Annotated in this window: 20 protein-coding genes; 9 read left to right on the top strand and 11 right to left on the bottom strand. The window is 67.1% G+C overall.

The features are described from left to right. Window positions 1-141 precede the first annotated feature (141 nt). From KF715_15880 to KF715_15870, 3 genes are read left to right on the top strand one after another with little or no spacing between them, the layout of a single operon-like run. Window positions 142-1,164 carry a Gfo/Idh/MocA family oxidoreductase gene (locus tag KF715_15880; GenBank protein ID MBX3738174.1) on the top strand — a complete coding sequence of 341 codons (1,023 nt, stop codon included), beginning with the start codon at window positions 142-144 and terminating at the stop codon, window positions 1,162-1,164. Then, window positions 1,164-2,330 (top strand): lipid-A-disaccharide synthase, encoded by a 1,167-nt coding sequence (locus KF715_15875; GenBank protein MBX3738173.1) that lies wholly within the window; start codon window positions 1,164-1,166, stop codon window positions 2,328-2,330. The genes KF715_15880 and KF715_15875 overlap by 1 nt, the downstream gene beginning before the upstream one ends. 47 nt (window positions 2,331-2,377) lie before the next feature. Beyond that, window positions 2,378-4,690 carry a response regulator gene (locus KF715_15870; protein MBX3738172.1) on the top strand — a complete coding sequence of 771 codons (2,313 nt, stop codon included), beginning with the start codon at window positions 2,378-2,380 and terminating at the stop codon, window positions 4,688-4,690. Between the two features lie 185 nt (window positions 4,691-4,875). Here the strand turns inward: KF715_15870 and hemA are convergent, their stop codons facing one another. Further along, window positions 4,876-5,940, bottom strand: a complete 1,065-nt coding sequence (hemA, locus tag KF715_15865; GenBank protein MBX3738171.1) for a glutamyl-tRNA reductase — start codon at window positions 5,938-5,940, stop codon at window positions 4,876-4,878. 3 nt (window positions 5,941-5,943) lie between these two features. Further along, entirely contained in the window at window positions 5,944-6,792 is an 849-nt protein-coding gene (gene ccsA / locus KF715_15860; GenBank protein ID MBX3738170.1) for a cytochrome c biogenesis protein CcsA, read from the bottom strand. Between the two features lie 166 nt (window positions 6,793-6,958). Between ccsA and KF715_15855 the strand changes: the two genes are divergently transcribed. Next, the gene (locus tag KF715_15855; protein ID MBX3738169.1) at window positions 6,959-7,351 is read left to right on the top strand and encodes a VanZ family protein; all 393 of its coding nucleotides are present in this window, start codon (window positions 6,959-6,961) and stop codon (window positions 7,349-7,351) included. A 36-nt stretch (window positions 7,352-7,387) separates the two neighbouring features. Beyond that, entirely contained in the window at window positions 7,388-9,622 is a 2,235-nt protein-coding gene (gene ligA / locus KF715_15850) for an NAD-dependent DNA ligase LigA (protein MBX3738168.1), read from the top strand. A gap of 3 nt (window positions 9,623-9,625) precedes the next feature. On the opposite strand, the gene KF715_15845 is transcribed toward ligA, so the two are convergent. After that, on the bottom strand, window positions 9,626-10,072 hold the full coding sequence (locus KF715_15845) for an SRPBCC family protein (protein MBX3738167.1): 447 nt from the start codon (window positions 10,070-10,072) through the stop codon (window positions 9,626-9,628). A 106-nt stretch (window positions 10,073-10,178) separates the two neighbouring features. Then, a complete protein-coding gene (locus tag KF715_15840) occupies window positions 10,179-10,763 on the bottom strand; it encodes a hypothetical protein (protein ID MBX3738166.1) in 585 nt (194 codons plus the stop codon). Between the two features lie 101 nt (window positions 10,764-10,864). On the opposite strand from KF715_15840, the gene KF715_15835 reads away from it, so the two are divergent. After that, entirely contained in the window at window positions 10,865-11,116 is a 252-nt protein-coding gene (locus KF715_15835) for a DUF2934 domain-containing protein (GenBank protein MBX3738165.1), read from the top strand. Between the two features lie 115 nt (window positions 11,117-11,231). Here the strand turns inward: KF715_15835 and dnaA are convergent, their stop codons facing one another. The 6 genes from dnaA to KF715_15805 all read right to left on the bottom strand — a co-directional run bounded on the left by dnaA (window position 11,232) and on the right by KF715_15805 (window position 20,244). Beyond that, entirely contained in the window at window positions 11,232-12,614 is a 1,383-nt protein-coding gene (gene dnaA / locus KF715_15830; protein MBX3738164.1) for a chromosomal replication initiator protein DnaA, read from the bottom strand. A 510-nt stretch (window positions 12,615-13,124) separates the two neighbouring features. Continuing rightward, window positions 13,125-15,197, bottom strand: a complete 2,073-nt coding sequence (gene ispG / locus KF715_15825) for a (E)-4-hydroxy-3-methylbut-2-enyl-diphosphate synthase (GenBank protein MBX3738163.1) — start codon at window positions 15,195-15,197, stop codon at window positions 13,125-13,127. Window positions 15,198-15,573: 376 nt separating this feature from the next. Further along, the gene (gene rseP, locus KF715_15820; GenBank protein MBX3738162.1) at window positions 15,574-17,019 is read right to left on the bottom strand and encodes an RIP metalloprotease RseP; all 1,446 of its coding nucleotides are present in this window, start codon (window positions 17,017-17,019) and stop codon (window positions 15,574-15,576) included. Between the two features lie 193 nt (window positions 17,020-17,212). Next, window positions 17,213-18,391: a 1-deoxy-D-xylulose-5-phosphate reductoisomerase gene (dxr, locus tag KF715_15815; protein ID MBX3738161.1), complete on the bottom strand. Its 1,179-nt coding sequence runs from the start codon at window positions 18,389-18,391 to the stop codon at window positions 17,213-17,215. Between the two features lie 244 nt (window positions 18,392-18,635). Then, window positions 18,636-19,478: a phosphatidate cytidylyltransferase gene (locus tag KF715_15810; protein ID MBX3738160.1), complete on the bottom strand. Its 843-nt coding sequence runs from the start codon at window positions 19,476-19,478 to the stop codon at window positions 18,636-18,638. A 22-nt stretch (window positions 19,479-19,500) separates the two neighbouring features. Beyond that, window positions 19,501-20,244, bottom strand: a complete 744-nt coding sequence (locus KF715_15805) for an isoprenyl transferase (protein ID MBX3738159.1) — start codon at window positions 20,242-20,244, stop codon at window positions 19,501-19,503. A 67-nt stretch (window positions 20,245-20,311) separates the two neighbouring features. Here KF715_15805 and KF715_15800 point away from each other — a divergent pair, with 67 nt between their 5' ends. After that, window positions 20,312-20,608: a 4a-hydroxytetrahydrobiopterin dehydratase gene (locus KF715_15800; protein ID MBX3738158.1), complete on the top strand. Its 297-nt coding sequence runs from the start codon at window positions 20,312-20,314 to the stop codon at window positions 20,606-20,608. 9 nt (window positions 20,609-20,617) lie between these two features. Further along, window positions 20,618-22,336, top strand: a complete 1,719-nt coding sequence (locus KF715_15795) for a phospholipase D family protein (protein ID MBX3738157.1) — start codon at window positions 20,618-20,620, stop codon at window positions 22,334-22,336. 299 nt (window positions 22,337-22,635) lie between these two features. On the opposite strand, the gene KF715_15790 is transcribed toward KF715_15795, so the two are convergent. Beyond that, window positions 22,636-24,255: a Na+/H+ antiporter gene (locus tag KF715_15790; protein ID MBX3738156.1), complete on the bottom strand. Its 1,620-nt coding sequence runs from the start codon at window positions 24,253-24,255 to the stop codon at window positions 22,636-22,638. Between the two features lie 109 nt (window positions 24,256-24,364). Between KF715_15790 and KF715_15785 the strand changes: the two genes are divergently transcribed. Then, window positions 24,365-25,336: a MoxR family ATPase gene (locus tag KF715_15785; protein MBX3738155.1), complete on the top strand. Its 972-nt coding sequence runs from the start codon at window positions 24,365-24,367 to the stop codon at window positions 25,334-25,336. The last annotated feature ends 47 nt before the right edge of the window (window positions 25,337-25,383 follow it).

The following is a 25,383-nucleotide window of genomic DNA, read 5'->3' as shown; positions in this document are numbered from 1 at the left end:
CGATCGCGCGAACTGAGCCCTGTGGGAGCGAGCTTGCTCGCGACCGTTCTTCAGTCGCGAGCAAGCTCGCTCCCACAAGGTGAACCGCGCCCGCGCACTGTTGGCGTGCGCGCTTCCGGCAACCCACGTCGCATCTTTTGCATGGCTCCGCGCGGCTCGTCCGCTACGTTCGCGCGCATGGCCAAGTCCAAGATCAAGTGCGGCGTCGCGGGCGTCGGTTCGCTCGGGCAACACCACGCGCGCATCTACGCGTCGCTTCCGAATGCGGAACTCGTCGGCATCTTCGAGACGAGCGACGCGCGCGCGGCGGAGATTTGCGCGAAGCACAACTGCCGGCGTTTCGCCACGCTCGCCGAGCTCGGTGCCGCGTGCGAAGCCGTGAGCGTCGTCGTGCCGACGGATTTGCACGAGAAGGTCGCGCTGCCGCTGCTCGCGGCGGGTTGCCATCTGCTGATCGAGAAACCGCTCTGCGCCTCGCTCGATGAGGCCGAGCGCGTGCTGGCCGCGGCGCAGAAAGCCGGCCGCATCGTGCAGGTCGGGCACATCGAGCATTTCAACCCGGTGATGGCGTTCCTCGAAAAGCACGCCGATCGTCCGCAATACATCACGACCGAGCGCCTCGCGCCCTACACCACGCGCGGCACCGAGGTCGGCGTCGTGCTCGATTTGATGATCCACGACATCGGCATCGTGCTGGCGCTCGTGCAGTCGCCGATCCGCAAGATCGACAGCTTGGGCATCAACGTCCTCTCCAAGACCGAGGACATCGCGAACGCGCGCATCGAGTTCGAGAACGGCTGTGTGGCGAACCTCACGGCCTCGCGCATGAGCCTGAAGAAGAACCGCGAGATCCGCGTCTTCCAGGACAACGCCTACCTGTCGCTCGATTTCATGAACCAGAAGGGCCATCTGGTGAAGAAGAGCGACATCATCGCTTATGGCGTGAAGCTGAAGATCGGTCTCGCGAAGGCCGGTGACGCCTCGTCGATTCCGGTGCACGAGATTCCCATCGAGAAAGGCGAGCCGCTGGCGATCGAGCTGGCGCATTTTCTCGAGAGCGTGAGCGAGGCCAAGCAGCCCAAGGTCGGCGCCGCGCTCGGCAAGTCCGCCCTCGAAGTCGCGATCACGATCACGGACCAGATCCGCAAGGCGAAGAAATCGTGATGGCGGCTGGAGGCACGCTTGCGACCACGTCACTGCCCGCGCCGATCGGCGGTGCGGTGGATTTGCTCGTCGTCTCGGCGGAGCATTCGGGCGACGCGCATGCGGCGCGGATGGTGCGCGAGCTGCGAACCAAGCAGCCGGAGGTGCGCGTTTGCGCGCTCGGCGGGCCGCGGCTGGCGGCGGAGGGGGTCCAGTTGCTGCGCGACCTCACGGTCGGCTCGACGATGGGTTTCGCGGTGCTGGCGAAGCTTTCGTATTATCGCGCACTCATCGCGGAGGTGGTGCGTTGGGTGGGCGAGCATCGGCCGCGTGCCGTGTGCTTCGTGGATTCCTCGGGGCTCAATCTCCGCATCGCGCGCGGGTTGTTCGAGCGCGGTTTCTCGGCGAAGGCGGGCGGGCCGACCAAGGCGCTTTACTACATCAGCCCGCAAATCTGGGCGTCGCGTGCGGGGCGGCGCTTCGCGATGGCGCGGCACCTCGATGGCGTGGCGGCGATCTTTCCGTTCGAACCCGCGGCCTACGCGGACACGACGCTGCCGGTCGAGTTCGTGGGACATCCGTTTTTGTCGGCGGAGTATCAACTGCCGGTTGCGTTCGATCCGGCCGGTCCGGTGCTGTTGCTGCCGGGTAGTCGGCGCGCGTTGGTGAAGCGGTTGTTTCCGGTTTTGCTGGAAGCGTTCGCGCAATCCGGCACCGACAAGCGCGCGGTAGCGCTTTATCCGAGCGAGGAAATCCGCGCGTTGCTCGAGGCGCTGAAAGTGGCGTCGCCCGTGGGTGATCGCGTGGAGTTGCGGGCGGGCGGCGGCGCGCCGGTCGCGGGTGCGGCGGTGTTGACGGCGAGCGGCACGATGTCACTCGAGTGCGCGCTGGCCGGCCTCCCGGGGGCGCTGACCTACAAGACGGATCCGCTGACCTATTTCCTCGGCCGGCTGATCGTGAAGGTGGAGTTCATCGGCATCGCGAATCTGCTGCTGAAAGAGGCGATGTATCCGGAATTCATCCAAGGTGCGGCGACTCCGGCGGCGCTGGGCGGGCAGTTGCGGGCTTGTTTGCACGACGGCGCACGGGTTGCGCGGACACGGGAGCAGGCGGCGCGTTTGCGCACGCTCCTGCATGCGCCGACACAGGGCAGTGCGGCAGAGTGGGTTCTGAGGCAATTGGGCTGAGATTTTCGGGTCAGGGAATGGGCGTTTGTGTCGATGAAAGAGGCATAATGTCCCCTGTTCCCACGACCAACCGCCTCCTGCGGAGCCGGTGGCTGCCGGCGTTAACGCTGGCGGTCGGCCTCGGCGCGACATTGGCGGTCGCTTCCGTGACGGACGCGCGGCAGCCGGGCAATCGCACCCTGCAATTCGTGGTGCTGGCGAGCGGCGGAGCCGCGACGGCGTTCGCGGCGGCGTTGGCGTGGATCCTCGTTCACGGGCGCCGCCACTCGCTCGCGCTGGCGGAGCGAATGACGCGCGAGATCGCCCAGCGCGAGGCGCAATACCGGTTCATCCTGAACGCGCTCCCGATGGGCGTGAGTTGGGTGAAACACAGCGAGCCGCGCGAGACGTGGATCAACGACGCGGTGTTGCGCCTGAGCGGGCTCACGCGCGAGCAGGCGCTCGATCCGGGGGCGTTTCGCGCCGTGACCCACGCGGGCGACTGGACCGCTCAACAGCAGCAGCAGGCGCGGCTCGTGCGCGGCGAGGTGAACCGTTTTTCGATGGAGAAGCGCTACGTGCGCCCGGACGGCTCGATCCGCTGGTGTCACCTGACGGTGAAGGCGTTTCGGGCCTCGCCCGATGCGCCGCTCGAGGAAGTGGCCTCGATCGTCGACATCACCGACAAGAAAGCGCGCGAAGCCGAGATCCAGTCCGCAATGGAGGCGGCGGCGACGTTGAACGAGCAGCTCGAGGAAGTGATTTCCCACGCCCAGCAATCCGCCGTGGAGGCGAATCTCGCGAGCCAGGCCAAGAGCCAGTTCCTCGCCATGATGAGCCACGAAATCCGCACGCCCATGAACGGCGTGATCGGCATGACGAGCCTGCTGCTCGACTCGCCGCTCACGCGCGAGCAGCGCGAGTTTGCCGACACGATCCGCACGAGCGGCGAGGCGCTGCTGACGATCATCAACGACATCCTCGATTTCTCGAAAATCGAGTCAGGCCGCATGGAGCTCGAGTGCCTCGAGTTTTCGTTGCGCGATTGCGTCGAGGGCGCGCTCGACGTGCTCGCGACCAGGGCATCCGAGAAGCGCATCGACCTGCTCTACGAGTTCGCCGACGGCGTGCCGAACAACGTGCGCGGCGACGCTTCGCGACTGCGACAGGTGCTCGTCAACCTCCTCGGCAACGCGATCAAGTTCACCCAGAAGGGCGAGGTGGTGCTGTCCGTGCGTCCCCATACGCTCGCTCCGGCCGAAGGCATGGCCGAGGTGCTCTTCGCCGTGCGCGACACGGGCATCGGCATTGCGCCGGACGCAATGGGACGGCTGTTCCAGTCGTTTTCGCAAGTCGACGCGTCGACGACGCGCCGGTTCGGCGGCACGGGTCTCGGCTTGGCGATCAGCAAGCGCCTTTCCGAACTCATGGACGGTCGCATGTGGGTGGAGAGCACGCCCGGGGTCGGCTCGACCTTCTTTTTCACGGTCAAGCTGGAGGCGGCCGCCAGCAAACCGCGGCCGTTCATCAACGCCGCCCGGTCGACGCTGGAAAACCGCCATCTGCTGATGGTCGACGACAACGCGACGAATCTCCGCATCCTCGGCGAGCTCGCGCGCGGCTGGGGCATGATTCCGCACGGCGTCGCCTCGGCCGACGAGGCGCTGCAGCTCCTGCGCGGCGGGCGGCACTTCGACGTGGCCATCCTCGACATGCAGATGCCGGATTTCGACGGACACATGCTGGCGGAGGAGATCCGGAAATTCGTCCCGGCCGACGAGCTGCCGCTCGTGCTGCTGTCGTCCGTGGGCAATCGCGTGCCGGCCAATCTGTTTGCCGCGAACCTGATGAAACCCGTGAAACCGTCGCTGCTCGTCGATGCGTTGGCGCGCGTGCTCGGTCCACGCGAGATCGAGGAGCCCACGACGATCCTGAAGCCGATCACGCCGGCGCAGGCCGCGATCGAACCCGAGTTCCAGCAAACGGAGCGCGTGCTGCTGGCCGAGGACAATCCCGTGAATCAGAAGGTCGCGCTCCTGATGTTGCGCAATCTCGGCTACCGCGCGGATGTGGCGGCCAATGGGCTTGAGGTGCTCGCCGCTCTGGAGCGCCAGCGCTACGACATCATCCTCCTCGATGTGCAGATGCCGGAGATGGACGGTTTGGAGACGGCGCGGCGACTCGTGCAGCTGCGCCCGTCACCCGCGGCGCGGCCGTGGATGATCGCGCTGACGGCGAATGCCATGCAAGGCGACCGCGAAGCCTGCCTGAACGCCGGGATGGACGATTATCTCGCCAAACCGATCAAGACGCCGGAGCTGACCAAGGCGCTGGTGCAAGCGCGCGAGAAGCTCGCGGAGCGCTCGCATTTGGCGGCGTAGATTTGCAGGCCGCCATGAAAGCGCTCCACCAAGGGTCGCACTTGGAGGGCGCGGCTAACGCCGCGCTGTGCGGGGAACGCGGTGGAACATTCGCAGCGCGGCGGTAGCCGCGCCCTCCGATGGGAAACTACGTGCGGAGGCCTTTCGGGCGCGTCAGTCCGCAACGCGAGCGAACGACGCACGCCTCACGCGTGCGGCTTCGGCGTGTTGTTCGTGCCGAGCGAGTGGGCGACGGCGGGCCAGAGCTGCGCGGTGCGCTCGGCGAGGATGGCGCGGCATTTGGCCACCTCGGCCTGACGCTGGGCGAGATTGGCTTCGGCGATCTGCGCGAGGTCGTCGAGGTTGTAGACGTAGACGCCTGACAGGCCGGCGCACTCGGGCTCGATGTCGCGCGGGAGTGCGAGATCGATCAGGAAGAGCGGGCGGCCGGCGCGCTTGCGCAGGATGCTGGCCACGAGGTCGCGCGTGATGACCGCATTCGGCGAACTGGTCGAACTGACGACAAAATCCGACGAGGCGAGCAGCTCCGGCAGCTCCGCCATGGTGGCGGCCCAGCCGCCGGTGGCGGCGGCAGTCTCCTCGGCGCGCGAGAGGGTGCGGCTGGCGACGGTGATCGATTTGGCGCCGCGACTCTGGGCGGCTTGGGCCGTCTTCAGACCGATTTCGCCCGCGCCGACAACGAGGACCTTCGTGTCGGCGAGTTCGCCGAAAATCTTGCCGGCGAGGTCGACCGCGACGGTGGCAATGCTGACCTGACCGGCGCCGATGGCGGTGTTGGTGCGGATGTGCTTCGCGGCTTGGAAGGTTTTCTGGAAAACACGGTTCAACACCGGGCCGGTCCATTTGCGCTCGAGCGCCTTGTCGTAGGCGCCCTTCACCTGACCGAGGATCTCGACCTCGCCGACGATCTGCGAGTCGAGCCCGGAGGCGACTTCGAAGAGGTGGGCGATGGCGTCGTGGTTATCGCGGCGGACGACGACGCCCTCGAGCTCGGCCGGCGCGCAGCCGGTGATGTCGCTGATGGTGCGGCGGACGGATTCGGCGGAGGCGGAGTTTTCGGCGACGCCGTAGAGCTCGACGCGATTGCAGGTGTTGAGCAGCGCGAATTCACGGACGCCCGGCAGGGTGCGGAGGCGTTCGGCGAGCTGTTGGGCGCGAGCTTCGTCGAAGGCCAAACGTTCGCGCACCGACATGGGCGCGGTGTGGTGGCTGGCGCCGAAGAGGACGAGGACGGGTGACTGGCTCTCCATGGCTCAGCGTTCCGGCGTGAGTTCGACGCGATGGGACTCGCGGTTCGCGTTGATCGGCCCGAGGGACATCATCGCGAGCATGAAGAGGATGACGCACGCCCACGAGAAGCGGACGGCGTAGAGCACGCCGCGCCAGCGGAGGACGAGGGCGAGCGTGTAGACGAACCAGACGGAAAGAGTGACGAGAAGCTTGGGCCAGTGGACGGAGGCGGTGTCGCGCACCCACCACGAGGCGCCGACGCAGAGCGAGATCGTGAGCAGGCTGACGCCGGCGATGAGCATGCGGCGGTTGATCTGGTCGAGCTGCACGACGGACGGGAGGAACCAGAACAGACCGTCGAGGCGTTTTTGCTTCAGCGCCCAGTTTTGCAGCAGATGCATGATCGACGTGAGCGCGAGCAAGCCGAAGACGCCGTAGCTGAACACGGCGAGCGCGGCGTGAAACTCGATCCAGGGGTTGTTGCCGAAGAGTTTGGTGCCGCGCGTGAGGTCCCATTGCGGGATGCTCAGCGAGATGGCGGCGAGGCTGGCGGCGTAGCCGGAGGAGAACAGACCGAGCAAACTGACGCGGAAGGCGGGGCCGACGGCGAAATAGAGCACCATCGCGGACCAGGCGACGAATTGGACGATCTCGAACTGGTTGCCCAGCGGGCAGCCGCCGTGGGCCAGCCCGCGCACGTAGAGGCCGGCGGTCTGGGTCGCGAGGCCGAAGGCCAGCAGGACGTTCAGCAGTGTGCGGTCTCCAGTGGCGTGTTGCTTGCGCAGCAACTGGATGCAGCCCGCCACGAACCCTGCCAGATAGAGCAGGGTGCCGACCCAGAGGATGCTGCGGTCCGTGAGCAGGGAATTCATCGGCGGCTACGTTGGCGGCGGGGGGGCGACCCCGCAAGTGCCGGCTCACTGTATCATTTGACCGAATCGCCTCGGAATTTGCGCTTCAATCGGGGCGCGCGAGCGGGAGATTTCGCGGCGAAATTGCCTTGAGCGGACGGACCGGGCGCGGGGTAGGCTGGGGGGGATGCAGTTGTCATCATCCCACGGCTGGCGCGGGTGGCTGTGGCCGGCGGTGCTGGCTGCGGTGATCGTATGCGCGTCGGGCCAAGGGCAGGTGGCGGCACCGGACATCGTCGATTTCGACAAGCTGGCGCATTTCTCGATTTTCGGGCTGCTGGCCACGCTGGTGACGCGGAATGGGTTCGTGCCGGGTCGTGCGTGGGTGCCGATCATCGCGGTCTCGATTTTCGGGCTGACCGACGAATGGCACCAGAGCTTTACCCCGGGGCGGAGCGTGGAGTTCGGCGACTGGGTCGCCGACACGCTGGGGGCGATCGTGGCCGTGACGGTCTACGCGCATTGGCCGTGGTATCGGGCGACGCTGGAGCGGGCGCTCGGGCCGCGTCGGCGGAGTTGAAAACCGGGCGCGGATGCGTCCAACTTTCGCCGTCGCATGAATCCCGCTGAAGCCCAGAAGGAAATCGCCGCGCTCCGCGCCGAGGTGGCGCACCATCAGGCGCTCTACGACGCGGCGCGGCCGGAGATCGGCGACTTCGAGTTCGACCAGCTGAAACGGCGACTGGCCGATCTCGAGCAGCAGTTCCCGGAGTTCGCCGCCGCCGATTCGCCCACGCAATCGATCGGCGACGACCGCACCGAGGGCTTCACGCGCGTGAAGCACCGGCAGGCGATGACGACACTCGACAACACCTACGACGAAGGAGAGCTGCGGGACTTCCATGCGCGTCTGGTGAAACTCGTCGGCCGCGACGATCTCGTCTACTCGGTCGAGCCGAAGATCGACGGCGCCTCCATCAGCCTCACCTACGAAAAAGGCCGGCTCGTGCGCGCCGTCACGCGCGGCGATGGCGAGGAAGGCGACGACGTCACCGCCAACGTCCGCACCATCGCGAACCTGCCGCATGAGCTGCGGCGTCCGGCCGATCTCGCGCTGCCGCCGGTGCCGGAGTTGGTCGAGATTCGCGGCGAGATTTTCCTGCGCTTCGCGGAGTTCGCGCGCATCAACCAGCAACAGACCGACGACGGTCTCGAGCCCTACGCCAATCCGCGCAACCTCGCCTCGGGCACGTTGAAGCTGCTCGACGCCGCCGTCGTGAAGGCGCGCGGCCTCGAGATCGTGCTCTACGGTCTCGGCGCCTGTGAGCCCGCGGAGCTCGTGCCGTCGCAGGCGGCATGGCATGCCGCGCTCGCCGCGTGGGGTTTGCCGACACTCGAACACCGCCGGCAGACGCGCGGCATCGAGGAGACAGTCGCGGCGATCCGCACGATTGACGCCCTGCGCGAAACATTGCCCTACGCGACCGACGGCGCGGTGGTGAAGCTCGATGACTTCGCGTTGCAGGCGCGCGCCGGTTACCGCGGCGAGGGACAGACCGCGCGCAAGCTGTCGCCGCGCTGGGCCTGTGCTTACAAGTTCGCACCGGAGCGCGCCGAGACGCGGCTCAAGGGCATCACGATTCAGGTCGGGCGCACCGGTGTGCTCACGCCCGTGGCGGAGCTCGAGCCCGTGCAGCTCGCGGGCACGACGGTCAGCCGCGCGACGTTGCACAATCAGGACGAGATCGCGCGCAAGGACATCCGCGTGGGCGACTACGTCTCGGTCGAGAAAGCCGGCGAGATCATCCCGGCCGTGATCGCGGTGAACGTCGCGCGTCGCGCGCTGGAGTGCGCGCCGTATGTTTTTCCGACGATGTGTCCGGTGTGTGCGACGCCGGTCGTGCGCGTCGAGGGCGAGGTCGCGGTGCGCTGTCCGAATCCCGATTGCGCGGCGCAGTTGACGGGCCGCCTCGATTACGTCGCGGGTCGCACGGTGCTCGATCTCGAAGGACTCGGCGGCGTGGTGGCCGAGGCGCTGGTGCGCACCGGCGCGGTGCGCGATGTGTTCGATCTGTTCGCACTCGAGGCGGAGAAACTCGGCGCGCTCAACCTCGGCACCGAAGAGGCGCCGCGCGTGCTCGGCGTGAAGAACGCCACGAAGATCGTCGAAGCCATCGCGCGCGCGCGCACGCTGCCGCTGGATCGGTGGCTGCTGGCGTTGCAGATCCGCGACGTGGGCGGCGCCACGGCGCAGGACATCGCGGCGGTGCACGGCACGCTGGCGGCGGTGGCGAATTCCGAGGTGTTGCCCAAGCTCGCAAGGCTCGCCGACGTGACCGACGAGATGACGCGCATCAGCCCGCGCTCGCGGTTGAATCCGCCGAAGGACGAGGCCGAGCGCACGGCACGCACCGCACGGCATGCGGAGCTGGCGGCGGAGAAAACGACGCTGGAGGAATTCCGCATGCGCACGCCCGGCGCCGACAAGATCGGTGCGGAGGTGGCGCGGCATACGGTGGCGTATTTCGCGAGCGAGCGCGGCCGACGCGCGGTGATGCGACTCGGCGAGCTCGGGCTCGCTCCGACGGCAGCGCGGCTGGCCACAGCGCCCGTGCAGGGCGTGTTCACGGGGAAGACCTTTGTGCTCACGGGCACGCTGCCCACGCTGTCGCGCGAAGCGGCTTCCGCGATGATCGTGGCCGCGGGCGGCAAGACGAGCAGCAGCGTGAGCAAGAAGACCAGCTACGTGCTCGCGGGCGAGGAAGCGGGCTCCAAGCTCGAGAAGGCACGCGAGCTTGGCGTGCCGGTGATCGACGAGGCGGAGTTGCGGCGTCTGCTCGCCGGCGCGTGACGCTCACCGCACCTTGGCGGTGAGCAAGTCGAGTTCGCGCTCGTAAACGGGCTTGAGCAGGCGCGGCGTGAAGAGGCGTTCGAGCCAGCCGGCGATCCCGCCGGCGCGCGTGCGCGCCACGGTGCGGATGGTGAGGCGTGTCTCGGCCGGTGAGAGCGATTCGAAAAAGTAGCTGGTGACGAAATTGCCGGCGAGGTCGGACTCGTCGAGTTGGACGCCGGGTTGGGGTTCGGTGATGCGCACGCGGGTCGTGTGCCATTTTCCGCCGAGCTTGAGTTCGAAACGGATCACGGTGCCGGCGCCGATGCCGCCCTCCTCGACGACGAGTTCGCCGAAGGGCGGGCGCGGCAGGATGCTCGGGTGGCCGACGCGGTAGTCGGCCACGATGGCGTGGAGTTTGGCGGACGGAGCGGTGATCGTCCGTGCGACTTCGAAGGTATATTCGGACATGGCGGGAGAGTGCGTGGCGGTGTGGGCGCAGATCGGCGGCTTTCCCCGCGCCAGGAGGTCGCGGGCTACCGGGGCTCGTGGCTGCCGACGTCTGGCGGGGCCCGGCTCAGTAGCCCTGGCGCTGGAGCTGGGCGCTGAGTTCGCGCTGGAAGGCCTGCACGTCGGGCGTGCTCGGCTTGTAGCCCGGCGTGCCGGTGTCGAGCATGAGGCGGCCGTATTGGTCGAGGGCCCATTTGCCGGCGACGCCGTCGCTGAAGTTCACGGTGCCGCTCATGGCGAAGCCAGGGCGCACGATGCGGTCGAGCTCGACGGTCACGCTGCCCGTGCCGGCGGGGGCGGCGGACGTTTCTTCCTCGGGGAATTCGTCGGCGGGCAACTCGTCCTCGTCGGCGGCAGGTGTCTCGCCGTCGCCGGTGCCGAGGCCGACCTTTTCCTTCAGTTTGTCGAGCATGCCTTTCTTTTCCGGCGCAGCGGGGCGGGGGGCTGGGGCGGCCTTCGTGACGTCGGTGGTGTCGACCTTAGGGGCGGGGTCCTTGAGATCGAGTTCGAGGTCGTCGACGAGGAAGCGGACGTCGCGGTAGGTGAGGGAAATCTTGAACTGCTCCTGCAGCTTCTTCTGCACGGCGGAGAGATTGTCGCCGGCGGCGATCCAGGAGGCGACGGCGGCTTTTTGTTCGGGAGAGAGAGTCATCGGGAGAGGCATTTTCGAATTCGGAAATGGGATTGCAAGCGTGGGGGAAGCGCGGGCCGGGGCGTGGTTTGCTATTTCCGGGGAAAGGCGCAGGGTAGGGGATGAAAACCATTCCTTCGGTGCTGGTGCGGCCTTTGCGTCTCGCAAGCGGCAGTCGTCGCGACATCTCTTCCCGGGCCTCCGCGATTTGGCGGCACGCGGGGCGGCCGGTGGGGCAGGACGTGTCGATCTGGCTGCAAGCCGAGCAGGAGATCGTGGCGTTGAACTGGCGTGGGGAGCGGGCGCGCGCGCTCCGGCTCGCGGGAAGGGGTTTCGCGCGTTCCGACCGGTATGCGAGTGTGACGGCGCTTTGAGCGGCCGTCTTCGCGCGAGGCTCGAATGGGCGCTCGTGGCGTGGGGGAAAGCAAACGGCCGGGCGCTTTCGCACCCGGCCGTTTGTTAGTTGTCAGGTGTGTGTGCTGACGAAAATCACTTCGAGAGCTGCGCCTTGAGGAAGTCGACGCTGCCGCGGACGGAGTCGTCGGTCTCCATCATGTTTTCCACGGTCTTGATGGCGTGGATGACGGTGCCGTGGTCGCGGCCGCCGAAGGCGTCGCCGACTTCCTGGAGGGAGTGGCGGGTGAGCTGGCGGCAGAGATACATGGCGATCTGGCGCGGGAACGCGATGGCGTTGGGCCGGCGCTTGGACGTCATGTCGGAGTGGCGGATCTGGTAGTGGTCGGCGACGCGCTTCTGGATCGCCTCGATGCTGAGGCGGTTTTGCGCCTCTTCCATGAGCACGTCCTTCAGGAGGTTTTCCGCGGTCGGGAGATCGAGGGGTTTGCCGGTGAGCGCGGAGTAGCTCGAGACCTTGATCAGCGCGCCTTCGAGGCGGCGGATGTTCTTCGAGATGTGCTGCGCCATGAACTCGAGGACCGGCATCGGGATGTCGACCTTGAGGGTGTTGGCTTTGGTGCGGAGAATGGCGACGCGGGTCTCGAGGTCGGGCGACTGGATGTCGGCGGCGAGGCCCCATTGGAAACGCGAGACGAGGCGCGCTTCGAGCGCGGCGATCTCGGTGACGGGGCGGTCGCTGGAGAGGACGATCTGTTTGCCGGACTCGAAGAGGTCGTTGAAGGTGTGGAAAAATTCTTCCTGGATGCGCTCCTTGCCGGCGAGGAACTGGATGTCGTCGACGAGGAGGACGTCGACGTTGCGGTAGCGCTGGCGGAACTTCGTGAGCGAGTTCTCCTGGATGGCGTGGATGAACTCGTTGGTGAACTTCTCGGTGGAGAGGTAGGCGATCTTCGCCTCGGGGTTACGCTGGAGGATGCTGTGCCCGATGGCGTGCATCAGGTGCGTCTTGCCGAGGCCGGTGCTGCCGTGGATGAAAAGTGGATTGTAGGCCTGCGCGGGGGCTTGGGCGACGGCGAGCGCGGCGGCGTGGGCGAGCTGGTTGTTGCCGCCGACGACGAAGTTTTCGAAGGTGTTGCGCGGGTTGAGCGAGCCGGCGACGGCGGTGCGCTCATCGTAGCGGACGGTGCGGGTCTTCGCTCCGGCGCGGTGGCGGTGGGCCGGCTCGGGACGGACCGGCACGGGCGTGCTGGCACCGTTGGCCTCGGATTTGCGCAGCGAGACGTGGACCAGGCGGCCGGCGGTGAGGCGGATGCGCTGCGAAATCAGGTCGAGGTAGTTGTCGTGAATCCAGATCGCGGCGAAGTCGTTCGGCACGCCGAGGACGACGGCGTCGTCGTTGGACTCGAGGCAGCTCATCGGCTCAAACCACATCTGGAACACATCCTCGGGAAACAGACCTTTGAGGTCGCATTTCACGGTTTCCCAGAGGGAAGTTTGGGGCGCAGGATGAGGCATGGCTTGGTGACGGACGCAGGCTTATTCACATCGCCGGTTTCGGAGGGTTTGCAGCGTCCACCGCACAGGGTCAGTCAAGCAGGCCTCGAAAGGTGAAATTGGGTCTCTGGCCGGGCCGCCGCAGGCTTGGGGAAGGGGCCGCGGAAAAGCATCATGGCCAGCGTCTAGGGGGCGTCCTAATCGAGGTGACAGACTGAAAGTGTCGGGGGAACCGCAAAGAACGAAACGAGCGGATGGTCGTTAAAGGAGAAAGCTACGATAACGTGAATCACAAAATGCGTTTCAAGGCCATGTTTCCGACAACTTGTTCACATGCCCGGGAGGATAACTTTCGGCATTTTTGGGTTGCCGAGAATTTCGCGTGAGCGGGGACGGATTCTCACTCGGAAATCGAAAAAAATGGCGCAAAGGCCGGGCTTAATTCCGGCGGCGGTCGCGGCGCTTGACACATGAAGTTGGCGCGACTGGCACGCGAAATTTTTCGCGCGCCGGGCCGGAGAGCGGTCGCGTTCAGCGCGCGAGTTGATGCGGCTCGGGGTCGACCCACTTGCCGTGCTCGCGGATGAGCGCGATGAGGCGCGCGTCGGCTTCGCTCTGCGGGATGTTGTATTGGACGCAGTTTTTCCCGACGTAGAGGTTGATCTTGCCGGGCGCGCCGCCGACGTAGCCGAAGTCCGCGTCGGCCATTTCGCCGGGGCCGTTCACGATGCAACCCATGATGGCGATCTTCACGCCCTTGAGGTGGCCGGTCTGCGCGCGTATGCGCTGGGTGGTGGTCTGGAGATCGAAGAGCGTGCGGCCGCAGCTGGGGCAGGCGACGAATTCGGTCTTCGAGATGCGCGCGCCGGCGCCTTGGAGGACGTTGTAGGCGAGCTTGGTGGCGCGCGGGGCGTCGGACTCGGTCTCGATGCTGACGAGATCGCCGAGGCCGTCGCAGAGCGAGCCGCCGGTGAGGATGGAGGCTTCGAGCAGGCGCGAGAGGAAGGTGTTTTCGTCGAGCACCGCGGTGGCGTGGGTGTTGCGGATCCACACCGGCGCGCGGGAGCCGGCGGCGCGGAGGAATTCGCGCAGGCGGCGATACGCGCCCGTGGCGTGGCCGGCGTTCGTGCCGACGTGGCTGCGGGTGAAGATCAGGCGCGCGTCGCCGAGCAGGCGCACCGTGGGGAGCAGCGTTGCTTCGGCGTCTGGGGCGAGGTCGACGGCGAGGAAATGCTCGCGCTCGCGCACGAGGGCGGCGAAGGCCTCGAGATCGGCGGCGTCGTCCGCGCCGAAGCGCCGGCAGAGCACGACGCGGCCGCCGTCGGGCGGGAGCACGGCGGCGAAGTCCTGCGCGATGAGCAGCGGACCGGCTTCGACGACGAGGAATTGCACGGGCAGCGGCGTGCGCTTGAGGGTATCGCCGAGCTCGGCGAGATCGCTCGGGGTGTCGGCGCGGACGACGAGGCCTTCAGCCGGGGTGTCCTTGAGCTTCGGGTCGGAGAGCAGGCGTGCGATCTCGGCGACTTTGCCGACTGTGCCGGCGTGGACGATGACGCGCGGCGGTTGCTCACCGCCGGCGACGCACGCGGGCGAGAGTTCGAGCGGGGCAGTGTCGCGGCGCGCGTAGGCGAAGGGGTCGACGGCGTCGGTTTCCTGCGGGAGCGAGCTTGCTCGCGACGAGGAGGAAGAGTCGCGAGCGAGCTCGCTCCCACAGCTGTTCCACAGGCTCATGGCTTTCTCGGCGATGGCGCGGGCGACGGGGATTTCGTAGACGGAGTCCTCCGTGAGCGAGACGCGGATGGTGTCGCCGAGGCCGTCGAGGAGCAGGCTGCCGATGCCGATGGCGGACTTGATGCGGCCGTCTTCGCCGTCGCCGGCTTCGGTGACGCCGAGGTGGAGCGGGTAGGCGCGGTGGGCGCGGTCCATTTTTTCCACGAGCAGACGATAGGCCTGGATCATGACCTTCGGGTTGCTCGCCTTCATCGAGAGGACGATGTCGTGAAAGCTGTGGGCCTCGCAGATGCGGACGAATTCGAGTGCACTCTCGACCATGCCGAGCGGCGTGTCGCCGTAGCGGTTCATGATGCGATCGGAGAGCGAGCCGTGGTTGGTGCCGATGCGCAGCGCGCGGCCGAGTTCCTTGCAGCGCCGCACGAGCGGGGAGAACGCGTCGTGGATGCGTTGCAGCTCCTCGTCGTAATCGGCGTCGGTGTATTCCTTGACCGCGAATTTCTTTTTGTCGGCGTAATTGCCGGGATTCACGCGGACTTTCTCCACGTGCTCGACGGCTTCCATCGCGGCGTTGGGCAGGAAATGGATGTCGGCCACGAGCGGGATGGCGCCGAAGCCGGCGGCGCTGAGGCGCGCGCGGATGTCGCGGAGGCATTTCGCCGCGGGGACGTTCGGCGCGGTCACGCGCACGATCTCGCAACCGACCTCGGCGAGCGCGATCGATTGTTTCACCGTCGCCTCGATGTCCTGCGTGTCGCTGGTCGTCATCGATTGGACGCGGATCGGGTGGGCGCCGCCGATGCCGACGGAGCCGACCTTCACCTCGACGGTGCGGCGGCGGATCGTGTGGAAGCGGGAGGCGCAGTAGGACATGGCGACGGGAAGTAACAAGTCGCCCCCGCAACAAGTGGCAAGAACGGAGGGCGCGGTGCCGCAGACGGCAAAGTTCCTATTAAGCAACTTTGGCCCCGAGCGGGCTGGCGCGCTCATCCGGTGCGGCGGGGAGGACAGAAGGCGGAGGACAGAAGGCGGAGGACTGAAGGCGGAGGACTGAAGTCTGGGGCAGAGGATTTAGGACGGGGAAATCGAAGGCTGGAAGATGGAAGACAACTGCGTCGGTTGCAGTTGGTCGCCGACGTCTCGGCGGCGACTTGGGCGCGGTGCACGCTGCGAAAATCCCTGGCGCCGCCGGGACGTCGGCGCCCACCTTTCGCTGAGCTACGATCCTTCTCGGAAGAATCCGCGGATCTTACTTCGCCGGCTCGGCGGCTTTTTTCTGTTGCTCGACCTGTTCTTTGGCGGCGGCCTCGGCGCGGTAGTCGCGCACCATGCGGCGGATGTCGCCGAAGACGGTCACGTAAAGCATCATGCCCAGCAGCAGGACGACGAACACGCTCTGGGTGCTGGCGATGATGTTGAAGGGAATCGGGCGGCCGCGGAGCTTGCCGATGGTGGCGAAGAGGATGTGGCCGCCGTCGAGCACGGGAATCGGGAGCAGGTTGAAGATGGCGAGGTTGATGTTCACCAGGATGGCGAACCACGTGGCGAAGCGCAGCGGGTAGTCGGATTGCGCCGCGTCCCAGAAACCGCGGCCGATGCCGATGGGGCCGGAGAGGTTCGACGCGCTGACGTCGCCGCGCGGACTGATCAGGCTCCAGAAGGTGCGGAAGGTCGTTTCGACCGTGTCGGAGAATTGGTGCCAGGGCGTGTCGTGGAGCAGTTGGTAGGGCACGGTCAGCTGCAGGCCGTTGAAGGGGTTCGGTTTTTTGTCCTCAAACGGAGGCACGGTCACCCGCGCCTCGCCGCCGGTGCGCGCGAGCGTGATCTCGGTGGGCTGCGTCTTGTTTTTCGCGAGGTGATCGTAGAGCTGATCGAAGCTGTGCAGGCGCACGCCGTTGAGCGCGACAAAGCGGTCGCCGGCCTGAAAACCGAGCTTGGCGGCGGAGGAGCCGGGCTCGACGGCGTCGATGACGGGCAAATAGGCGGCAGCGACGCCGATTTGGCGGAAGCGATCCTCGCCGGCGCGCACGGGTTGGACGGGGATATCGCGCGTGGCGCCGTCGCGCTCGACGGTGAGCACGGCGGAGCGGTCGCCGGACGCGCTGACGCTGGTGCTGAGGACGAGCGCGCTCTTGAACTGCAGCCAGTCGTTCACCTCGCGTCCGTCGACCTTGCGAATGACGTCGCCCACGCGCAGGCCGGCCTTGGCGGCGGGGCTGGGGACGTCTTGTCCATCCACTTTGATGGTGGCGGCGACGTAGCCGATCTTCGTTGTCGTGATGCTCTCGGGCGCCGGGCGGCCGATCTGCCAGAGGACGGTCGCGAGCAGGAAGGCGAAGATGAGGTTAAAGACCGCGCCGGCGACGAACACGATCACCTTGGTCGAGTAGCTGACGGGCGGGAGCGATTTCACGTCGACCGTGCTGCCGCCCTCGAGTTCGGCCATGTCGGCGAGCTGCGGGAGCGCGACGTAGCCGCCGAGCGGCAGCCAGGAGACGCGGTAGTCGACGCCGTCCTTGCCGGTCCACCCGAAGATTTTCGGACCGAAGCCGATTGAAAAACGCTCGACCTTCACGCCGCGGCGGCGCGCGGCGAGGAAGTGGCCGAGTTCATGGACGAAGATCGAGCCACCGAAAAAGAGGACGATCAGGAAGATCGACCAGACGGTGCCGAGGACGGAGGAAAAGAGTTCCATTTAGCTGGGGCGGAGATGCTGAAACGAGACGGGTGAAAACCACAGATGAACACAAATGAACACAGATACGGCAGGCAGAAGTTGGGGGGCGAGGAAGCGGTGTGGATTCACGTTTGGTGTTTGGCCGAACTCATCTGTGTGAATCTGTGTTTATCTGTGGTTCAAATGGATTGTGCCGGCTGGGAGTGAAAGGTTAGGGGCGCGGCAGAATTTCGGCCGCGACGCGGCGGGCTTCCGCGTCGGCGGCAAAGACATCGTCGAGCGCGGTGGGTTCGGCGGATTTCACGCGGGCCAGAACCTGTTCCACGGTGCGCGAAATCGCAAGGAACGGCGCACGGCCGGCGAGAAACTCCGCGACGGCGACTTCGTTGGCGGCGTTGTAGATCGCCGGCGCGGTGCCGCCGGTGGCCATCGCGGCCTGCGCGAGGCCGAGCATCGGGAAACGGGCCGCTTCGACCGGGCGAAAATCGAGGCTGAACACCTTGTCCAAGCTCAGGGCGCTGACGGTCGCGCTCGGCGCGCGGTGCGGGTGGAGCAACGCGTGCTGGATCGGGAACGTCATCGACGGCGGGCAGAGCTGCGTGAGCATCGAGCCGTCCGAAAACTCGACGAGGCAATGGACGATGCTCTGCGTGTGCAGCACGGCCTGGCACTGCTCGGCGCGGAGGTCGAAGAGCCACTGCGCCTCGATCAGTTCGAGGCCCTTGTTGGCCAGGGTGGCGGAGTCGACCGTGATCTTGGGGCCCATCGCCCAATTCGGATGCTTCAGCGCGTCGGCGGGGGTGGCGGTGGCGAGGCGTTCGAGCGGCCAGTCGCGAAACGCGCCGCCGGAGGCCGTGAGCACGATGCGGTTCACGTCGCTGGCGCGGTGACCTTCGAGGCACTGGAAAACGGCGTTGTGCTCGCTGTCGACGGGCAGGAGGCGGACGCCGTGTTGGTGCGCGGCGGCCAGGACGAACTTGCCGGCCATCACCAGCAGTTCCTTCGAGGCGAGGGCGATGGTTTTCTTGGCGGCGATGGCGGCCAGGGCGGGTTGCAGGCCGGCGGTGCCGACGACCGCGACGAGGACGGTGTCGGCCGCGTGCATCGTCGCGAGTTCGGTCAAGCCGGCGAGGCCGCCGTAGAAGCGCGTGCCGGTGGGGAAAGCGCCGGAGTTTTTCGCGGCGCTGAACGCCCGCTCATCGTAGAGTGCGACGTGGCGGACGCCGAATTCGCGCGCGATCTCCGCGAGGCGGGTGTGCCGACCGTGGGCGGCGATGCCGACGAGTTCGAGGCGGTCGCGGTGGGCGGCGATGACTTTGAGCGTGTTTTCGCCGATGGAGCCAGTGGCGCCGAGGAGGACGATGCGACGTTTGGGAGCGGAGGTGGCCAAGGGTGCGAGCGGCGTTTATGAAGGCCGGCGCGGCACGGGGACAGCAAAAATCGGAGGAGGGGGCGGGCGAAGCCGGGAAGCGGCCGCGGCGCCGCCGTGTGGCAAGCGTTGGCGGGGAGGATTGTGGGAGCGAGCTTGCTCGCGACTGGCGGCGGGTGTGTCGCGAGCAAGCTCGCTCCCACAGGACGCATCCCCCGCCCGGAGGTCGCGGGCCACCTGCGTTGCGTGTCGCGCGGCCGTTCCCTCAGGCGAGGAACAGGAAGATCACGTAGGCGACCGGCGCGGTGAGAATCAGCGAGTCGGTGAGGTCGAAGGCGCCGCCGATGCCCGGGATCATGCGTCCGGAATCCTTGATGTCGGCACGGCGTTTCATGGCGGATTCGATGAGGTCCGAGACGATCGTGACCAGCGCGATCGGCACGCCGACGGCGGCGGCGATGGCGGGCGTGAGGGACTCGGGCAGGTAGTCGGGCACGAGCCAGGCAATCAGCGCGCCGAGGCCGGCCGAGGTGGCCACGCCGCCGATCGCGCCTTCCCAGGTCTTCTTCGGGCTGATGTTGGGAGCCATCTTGTGTTTGCCGAAGGCCATGCCGGTGAGCAGCGCGCCGACGTCGCAGAACTTCGAAACGGCGACGACCCACAGGCAGGCGACGAGCCCGATGTTCGGCTCGGAGTAGAGGAGCATCAGCCGCACGAGGAAGTGCAGCAGGAACGGCACGTAAAGCAGGCCGACGATGGTCGCGATGAGCGACTCGACGCGCGCCTGATGTTCGCGTTCGAACAGCACGCGCACGCAGAAGACCACGATGGCCAGCGCGAGCAGCGTCGGCGCAAAGCTGGGCGGCTCGTCGCCTTGGAAGAAGTATTCCGTGACGTAGAACGGCCCGGCGGTGATCGCCACGGAGAAGGCTAGGCTGATCCAGCGGAACGGCCGGAAGCCCATCTTTTCTGCGAGTTGGTAGAACTCGTGCAGCGTCAGCGCGGCGAGGATCGTGAGGATGGCGACGGCCGCGTGCGGACCGAAGAACCACAGGCTGCCGAGGATGATGCCCCAGAGCAGAAGGGTGCTGAAAATGCGCGAAAACACGGGCGGAGTAAGTCGGCCCCAATCAGGCGGGGCCAGCCTTGATTTGCTCCGTGGTGGCGCCGTAGCGGCGTTCGCGACGGTTGAATTCCTCGACGGCGGCGATCAGGTCGGCGCGACCGAAATCCGGCCACAGCGTCGGGGTGAAGATCAGTTCGGCGTAGGCCAGCTGCAGCATCAGGAAATTGCTCAGGCGCAGCTCGCCGGAGGTGCGGATGAGCAAATCCGGCTCGGGCAGGTCGGCGGTGTAGAGGTAGCGGCTGAATTTTTCCCACGTCGCTTCGGCGGGATTTTCAGTGCCGGCGCGGACGGCTTCGCCGTAGGCGCGCGCGGCGTCGGCGGCCTCGGTTTGCGCGCCGTAATTGAGCGCGAGGATGAGGTTCCAGTCCGTGAAGTGCTTCGTCGCCTCCTTCACGCGTTCGAGTTCGCGGCGGACGTTCTCGGGCAGCGCCTCGATGCGGCCGATGGTGCGGAGGCGGACCTTTTCCTTGATGAGGTTGTTGAGTTCCCGCTTCAGGAAGAAATCGAGGAGGCCCATCAGGCCGGACACTTCCTCGCCGGGACGCTTCCAGTTCTCGGCGGAGAACGCGTAGAGGGTGAGGTAGCGGATGCCGAGTTCGCGCGCGGTGTCGACGACGGTGCGGACGGTCTCGACGCCGCGGCGGTGGCCCTCGAGACGCGGCATCCCGCGCTGTTTCGCCCAGCGTCCGTTACCATCCATGATGATGGCGACGTGTTGCGGGACTTGGGCCGGGCGGGAGGTGCTCATCGAAGCGAGGATTCAGCGTTCGGTCCGCGCGTTTGACAAGGCCGAAGGCCGTGCTTGCGTTGCGCGCATGGCCACGACTCCGCTGACGCAAAACGAAATCGACGCCGCGCTCCGGGAGTTGCCCGGCTGGACCTGCGAACGCGACGCGCTCGCGCGCACGTTTCAATTCGGCAACTTTCGCGAGGCGATGAGCTTCATGGTGCGCGTGGGCTTCGAGGCCGAGGCGGCCGACCACCATCCCGAGTGGACCAACGTCTACCATCGCGTCGCGATCCGCCTGAACACCCACGACGCCGGCAACAAGATCACGGCGAAGGACGTGGCGCTGGCGAAGAAGATTGCGGGCATCGCGGGGGTGAAGTGAAGTCGCCGCATGATGCGTGAAGCGAGGCGCGCGCGGGCGTGGTCACGGTTCGGGCTGGCGCTGTGCGCCGTGCTCGCCGGCGCGGTGGCGCTGGCCGCGGCCGGCCAGCTGGGCGATTCGCCGCTGGCAGAGCCCGCGGTGGCGGCGGAAAACCGGTTGCTGCGGATCGAAAGCGGCTACGACGCGCTGCTGCTGCGCCTTCACTTGATCCGCGCGGCACGCGAGTCGGTCGAGATGCAGACGTTCATCTGGACCAACGACGAGTGCGGGCGGCTCCTGCTGTGGGAACTGATCGAGGCCGCGCGGCGCGGCGTGCGCGTGCGCCTGCTGGTCGACCAGATGTTTTCCGAGAAGGACCCGGCGACGATCGCGTTTCTCGCGACGGTCCATCCGAACCTCCAGATCAAGCACTACCGCCCGGCGTTCTCGCGCATCGATCCGGCGTTCTGGCAAAAGCTCGCGGCGGGCGCGCTGGCGTTCCGCAGCACGAACCAGCGGATGCACAACAAGGTGATGATCGTCGACGGCGCGGCGCTCGTCACCGGCGGCCGCAACGTCGAGAACACCTACTTCGACCACTCGACCGAGCTGAACTTCCGCGATCGCGACGTGCTCGCGACCGGACCGGTGGTGGCGGCGGCGCGGGCGTCGTTCGAGGAATTCTGGGCCTACCGCCACGCCGTGCCGAGCCAGGCGTTGCGGGACGTGGCGGCGCAGATCGCGCGGGGAAAATTCCCGCGCTACGACCGGCGCGAGGAGTGGGATTTCGGCGGGTTGTTCGGCGAACTCCAACGCGAGGCGGACGACGCAGTGGCGATGCGCGAACGCTTCGCCGCGCGGATGCGGCCGGTGCAACGCGTGACGTTCGTCGCCGACGAGCCGGGCAAGATGCGCGGGTGGTTCGCACCCACGGCGCGCATCACCCGCGAGCTGCGGCGCACGATCGAGCGCGCGCACGAGAGCATCGTGATGCAGACGCCGTATCTCGTGCTCAGTCCGGCGGCGCGGGACGCGGTCGCGGAGATGCGCGAGCGGCATCCGGCGCTGCGCGTGCGCATCTCGACCAACAGTCTCGCGTCGACGGACAATCTCATGGCGTATTCCGCGAACTACCGGCTGCGCGGCACCTACATCGCGCAACTCGGCCTCGAGGTGCACGAGGCGAAGCCGCGGCCGGCGGCGTGGCCGGAGATCCTGCGGCACGCGGACGACGTCGAGGCGCGGGCGGCGGCGCGGCTGGCGCGCGGGGAGCAGAAGCGCGCCCCGTTCCTGTGCGTGCATGCGAAGTCGCTCGTGGTGGACGATGCGGTGGCGTTCGTCGGTTCCTACAACCTCGACCCGCGCTCCGAGCGGCTCAACACCGAGGCGGGCCTGTTGATCGAGGATGCGGAGTTCGCGCGCGCGTTGCGGACGGAAATCGACCGCGATTTGCGGGCGGAGAACAGCTGGGTGGTGGCGCGGCGCGAGATCCCGCTCGGGTTGGACAAGGTGAACGGGCTCATCGGCGGCGTGCTGGCGATCGGCCCGGTGGATTTATGGCCGCTGCAGAACACGGCGAATTTCGAACTGCGGCCGGGCGCGGTGGAAGTGCCGCCGGGGCATGTGGATTTCCACCGCAGCTTTCGCGATGTCGGCGCGTTTCCCGGCACGGATGGATGGCTGAGTCAGAAGGAGATTTTCACGCGCGTCCTCAAGGCCGTCGGCGCGCCGCTCACGCCGATTCTGTGACCTTGCGCGAAGACTGAGTGCAGCGCGACGCCTCAGCCGGGCTCATGCAATAGGTGGACGGCGGCGTCCCGGCCGACGCCAGTCGTTGCCAGGAACGGCGACGACCACCTTCCAGTGCGGATCGCCAGCACTGCTCCGTTTGGTCTCTCTTTTCGCGCGGAAAACGCGAGGTAGCCCGGCCTCTCCGAGGACGGGTCCAACACACCCGCGCCCGGAGGTCGCGGGCTACCTGGCAAGCGCATTTACGTAACGGAGTAGAGCTAGAGTCGAGACGCGCGCTCACCGGCATGAGTCCGCCTTCAGCTTTCCACGTGTTCGGCGAGGCCGGCGAGCATGGCTTCCTCGTGGTCGAGGAGCTGCTGGAGCGGGCGGTGCGTGTCGGCGGTGATGACGTTTTGCCGGAGCAATTCCGCGAGGGCGCGTCGCTCGGCACGGAGTGCGTGCAGGCGGTGTTGGCGGCCGGATTGGCGGCGGGCTTGCGCGGCGGCCTGCGTCTCGCCCTGCGCGGTGAGCTCGGCGAGGCGATGCTCGTATTCGGCGATGACGATGCCGAGCGCGGCGGTTTCCTCGGCGGAGGACGGGGATTTCGCGAGTTCGCGCAAAGAGGCGAGGCCGTGCTCGACGGCGCGGATGCGGGCGATGCGGTCTTCGCGGACGCGCGTGTCGTCGGCGGGCAGGCGGAGTTTGCAGATGAGATATTCGAGGGTCGTGCCGTGGAGCAGGAGCGTCGTGAAGATGACGCCGAGCGAGAGGAAGATCACGATGTCGCGACCGGGGAGCGGCGTGCCGTTTTCCTGGAGCAACGGGATCGAGAGCGCGGCGGCGAGCGTGACGCTGCCGCGCATGCCGGCCCAGCCGGCGGCCAGCACCATCTGCCACGACGGCGGTTCCTCCGTGCGGCGCACGCGCGGCGAGAGCAGGAACGGCAGGTAGGCACCGGGGAAGATCCATGCGAGGCGCGCGAGGATGGCGGCGAGCGAGACCGCGCCGGTGAAAAGGGCGAGTTGTCCGGCCGTGTAGTGCTGCGCGACGGCGGCGAGCAGCGCGGGGAATTGCAGGCCGAGCAGGATGAACGCGAGGCCGTTCAGCCAGAACAGCACGACCGACCACACGGTCCAGGTCGTCTGCCGCGCACGCACGCTCATGCGGAGCGGGTCGCGCCAGCCGGAGTAGAGTCCGGCGGCGACCACGGCCAGGATGCCGGAGAGATGCAGGTGTTCCGCGGCGAGATAGGCGGCGTAGGGCGTGAGCAGCGAGAGCGTGATCTCGATGAATTCGTCCGACCGCTCGACGCGCAGCAGGAAATCGCGCACGCGGCCGACGCCCCACGCGATGCCGAAGCCGACGGTGAGTCCCGCGACGGCGACCCAGAGAAAATCCAGGGCCGCCGCGCGCAGCGAGAATGTCCCCGCGAACACGGCGGCGAGCGCGAACTTGAACGCCACGAGGCCGGTCGCGTCGTTCATGAGGCTCTCGCCGTTGAGCACGGTGGTGAAGCGCGGCGGCACCTTGAGCCGGTGCGTGATGGCGCTCACCGCGACGGCGTCGGTCGGGGAAACGACTGCCCCGAGCGCGAAACCCATGGCGAGCGGCAGGCCCGGGATGAGCCACCACGCCACGAAGCCGACGACGAGCGTCGTGAGCACGACGAGGCCGGTGGCGAGCATGAGAATGGGGCGCTTGGCCGCGAGGAAGTCGCGCAGCGGCATCAGCCAGCCGTCGGAAAACAGCAGCGGCGGCACGAAGCAGAGGAAGAAAAAACCCGGGTCGAGCGTGACGCGCGGGAAATGCGGCAGGAGCGCGGCCAGCGTGCCGCCGAGGGCGAAGGTGATCGGTTGCGGCCACGGCAGGCGGCGCGCGACGACGCTGAGCGCGGCCAGGAGCAGGATCAGCAGAAGGGCGAGTTCGAAGGCGGCCATGGCGCGCGGGAGTTGTTGGCGGGAAGCGAGGCGCTTGGCCACGCGAAATCACAGTCCTTTCACCGGGAAACCGTTTGCGAGACTGGCGCGTAGCATTAGCGTGCCGCCCATGAGTGACTTTGCTCCCGCCGCCGAGGTCGCGTCCGCTCGCGATCTGCTCGTCCGTCTGAAAAACAACATGCGCGAGACGATCCGCGGCAAGGACGAGGTCGTCGACCAGACGCTCGTCTGTCTGCTCGCCGGCGGGCATCTGCTGATCGAGGACCTGCCCGGCGTGGGCAAGACGACGCTGGCCTACTCGCTGGCGCGGTCGATCGATGCGACGTTCTCCCGCGTGCAGTTCACCAGCGACCTGTTGCCGAGCGATGTGACGGGCGTGGCGATCTACGACGAGACGACGCGGGAGTTCGTGTTCAAGCCGGGCCCGGTGTTCGCGAACATCGTGCTGGCCGACGAGATCAACCGCGCGACGCCGAAGACGCAGAGCGCGTTGCTCGAAGTGATGGACCGCGCCAAGGTGACGGTCGACGGTGCGGCGCACGATGTCGGCGCGCCCTTCATGGTCGTGGCGACGCAGAACCCGGTGGATTACGAGGGCACGTTTCCGCTGCCGGAGAGCCAGATGGACCGCTTTCTCATGCGGCTGCACATGGGCTATCCGCAGCCGGGCGACGAACTGGAGATCTTGCGCGCGGCCAAGACGAGCTACGACGCCATCGCCTTGAACGCCGTCGCCACGCGCGCCGACGTGCAGCGCCTACAGAAGCTCGTGGCGCAGGTGTTCGTCGAGGACAGCGTGCTCGAATACCTGCTGAAGATCGTCACGGCGACGCGCACCGAGAGCGAGTTCAAGGCCGGCATCAGCGTGCGCGGCGGGCTCGCCTTGCGCGTGGCGGCGCAGGCGCGGGCGCTGCTCCTCGGACGGGATTTCGTGATTCCCGCCGACGTGCAGGAGATGGCCGGGCCGGTGTTGGCGCATCGCCTCGGGCTGGCGCGGCAAACTTCCGATGCGCTCGAGGAACGGCGCACGGTGCTGGCGGCGTTGCGCCGCATCGTGGGCGCGATTGCGTTGCCGGAGTGAGCGCGGCGGCAAAGTTTCGTCGGCTTCGTGGAGGGCGCAGCTACGGC

The sequence above is a fragment of the Candidatus Didemnitutus sp. genome, from assembly GCA_019634575.1.
Taxonomy (GTDB): Bacteria; Verrucomicrobiota; Verrucomicrobiia; order Opitutales; family Opitutaceae; genus Didemnitutus.
This window is presented reverse-complemented; position numbering and strand designations above follow the sequence as displayed.

Bases quoted from the DNA above. Each gene is read 5' to 3' on its own strand.
- KF715_15880 (MBX3738174.1), top strand. From the start codon at position 142: ATGGCTCCGCGCGGCTCGTCCGCTACGTTCGCGCGCATGGCCAAGTCC.
- KF715_15875 (MBX3738173.1), top strand. From the start codon at position 1,164: ATGGCGGCTGGAGGCACGCTTGCGACCACGTCACTGCCCGCGCCGATC.
- KF715_15870 (MBX3738172.1), top strand. From the start codon at position 2,378: ATGTCCCCTGTTCCCACGACCAACCGCCTCCTGCGGAGCCGGTGGCTG.
- hemA (MBX3738171.1), bottom strand. From the start codon at position 5,940: ATGGAGAGCCAGTCACCCGTCCTCGTCCTCTTCGGCGCCAGCCACCAC.
- ccsA (MBX3738170.1), bottom strand. From the start codon at position 6,792: ATGAATTCCCTGCTCACGGACCGCAGCATCCTCTGGGTCGGCACCCTG.
- KF715_15855 (MBX3738169.1), top strand. From the start codon at position 6,959: ATGCAGTTGTCATCATCCCACGGCTGGCGCGGGTGGCTGTGGCCGGCG.
- ligA (MBX3738168.1), top strand. From the start codon at position 7,388: ATGAATCCCGCTGAAGCCCAGAAGGAAATCGCCGCGCTCCGCGCCGAG.
- KF715_15845 (MBX3738167.1), bottom strand. From the start codon at position 10,072: ATGTCCGAATATACCTTCGAAGTCGCACGGACGATCACCGCTCCGTCC.
- KF715_15840 (MBX3738166.1), bottom strand. From the start codon at position 10,763: ATGACTCTCTCTCCCGAACAAAAAGCCGCCGTCGCCTCCTGGATCGCC.
- KF715_15835 (MBX3738165.1), top strand. From the start codon at position 10,865: ATGAAAACCATTCCTTCGGTGCTGGTGCGGCCTTTGCGTCTCGCAAGC.
- dnaA (MBX3738164.1), bottom strand. From the start codon at position 12,614: ATGCCTCATCCTGCGCCCCAAACTTCCCTCTGGGAAACCGTGAAATGC.
- ispG (MBX3738163.1), bottom strand. From the start codon at position 15,197: ATGTCCTACTGCGCCTCCCGCTTCCACACGATCCGCCGCCGCACCGTC.
- rseP (MBX3738162.1), bottom strand. From the start codon at position 17,019: ATGGAACTCTTTTCCTCCGTCCTCGGCACCGTCTGGTCGATCTTCCTG.
- KF715_15805 (MBX3738159.1), bottom strand. From the start codon at position 20,244: ATGAGCACCTCCCGCCCGGCCCAAGTCCCGCAACACGTCGCCATCATC.
- KF715_15800 (MBX3738158.1), top strand. From the start codon at position 20,312: ATGGCCACGACTCCGCTGACGCAAAACGAAATCGACGCCGCGCTCCGG.
- KF715_15795 (MBX3738157.1), top strand. From the start codon at position 20,618: ATGATGCGTGAAGCGAGGCGCGCGCGGGCGTGGTCACGGTTCGGGCTG.
- KF715_15790 (MBX3738156.1), bottom strand. From the start codon at position 24,255: ATGGCCGCCTTCGAACTCGCCCTTCTGCTGATCCTGCTCCTGGCCGCG.
- KF715_15785 (MBX3738155.1), top strand. From the start codon at position 24,365: ATGAGTGACTTTGCTCCCGCCGCCGAGGTCGCGTCCGCTCGCGATCTG.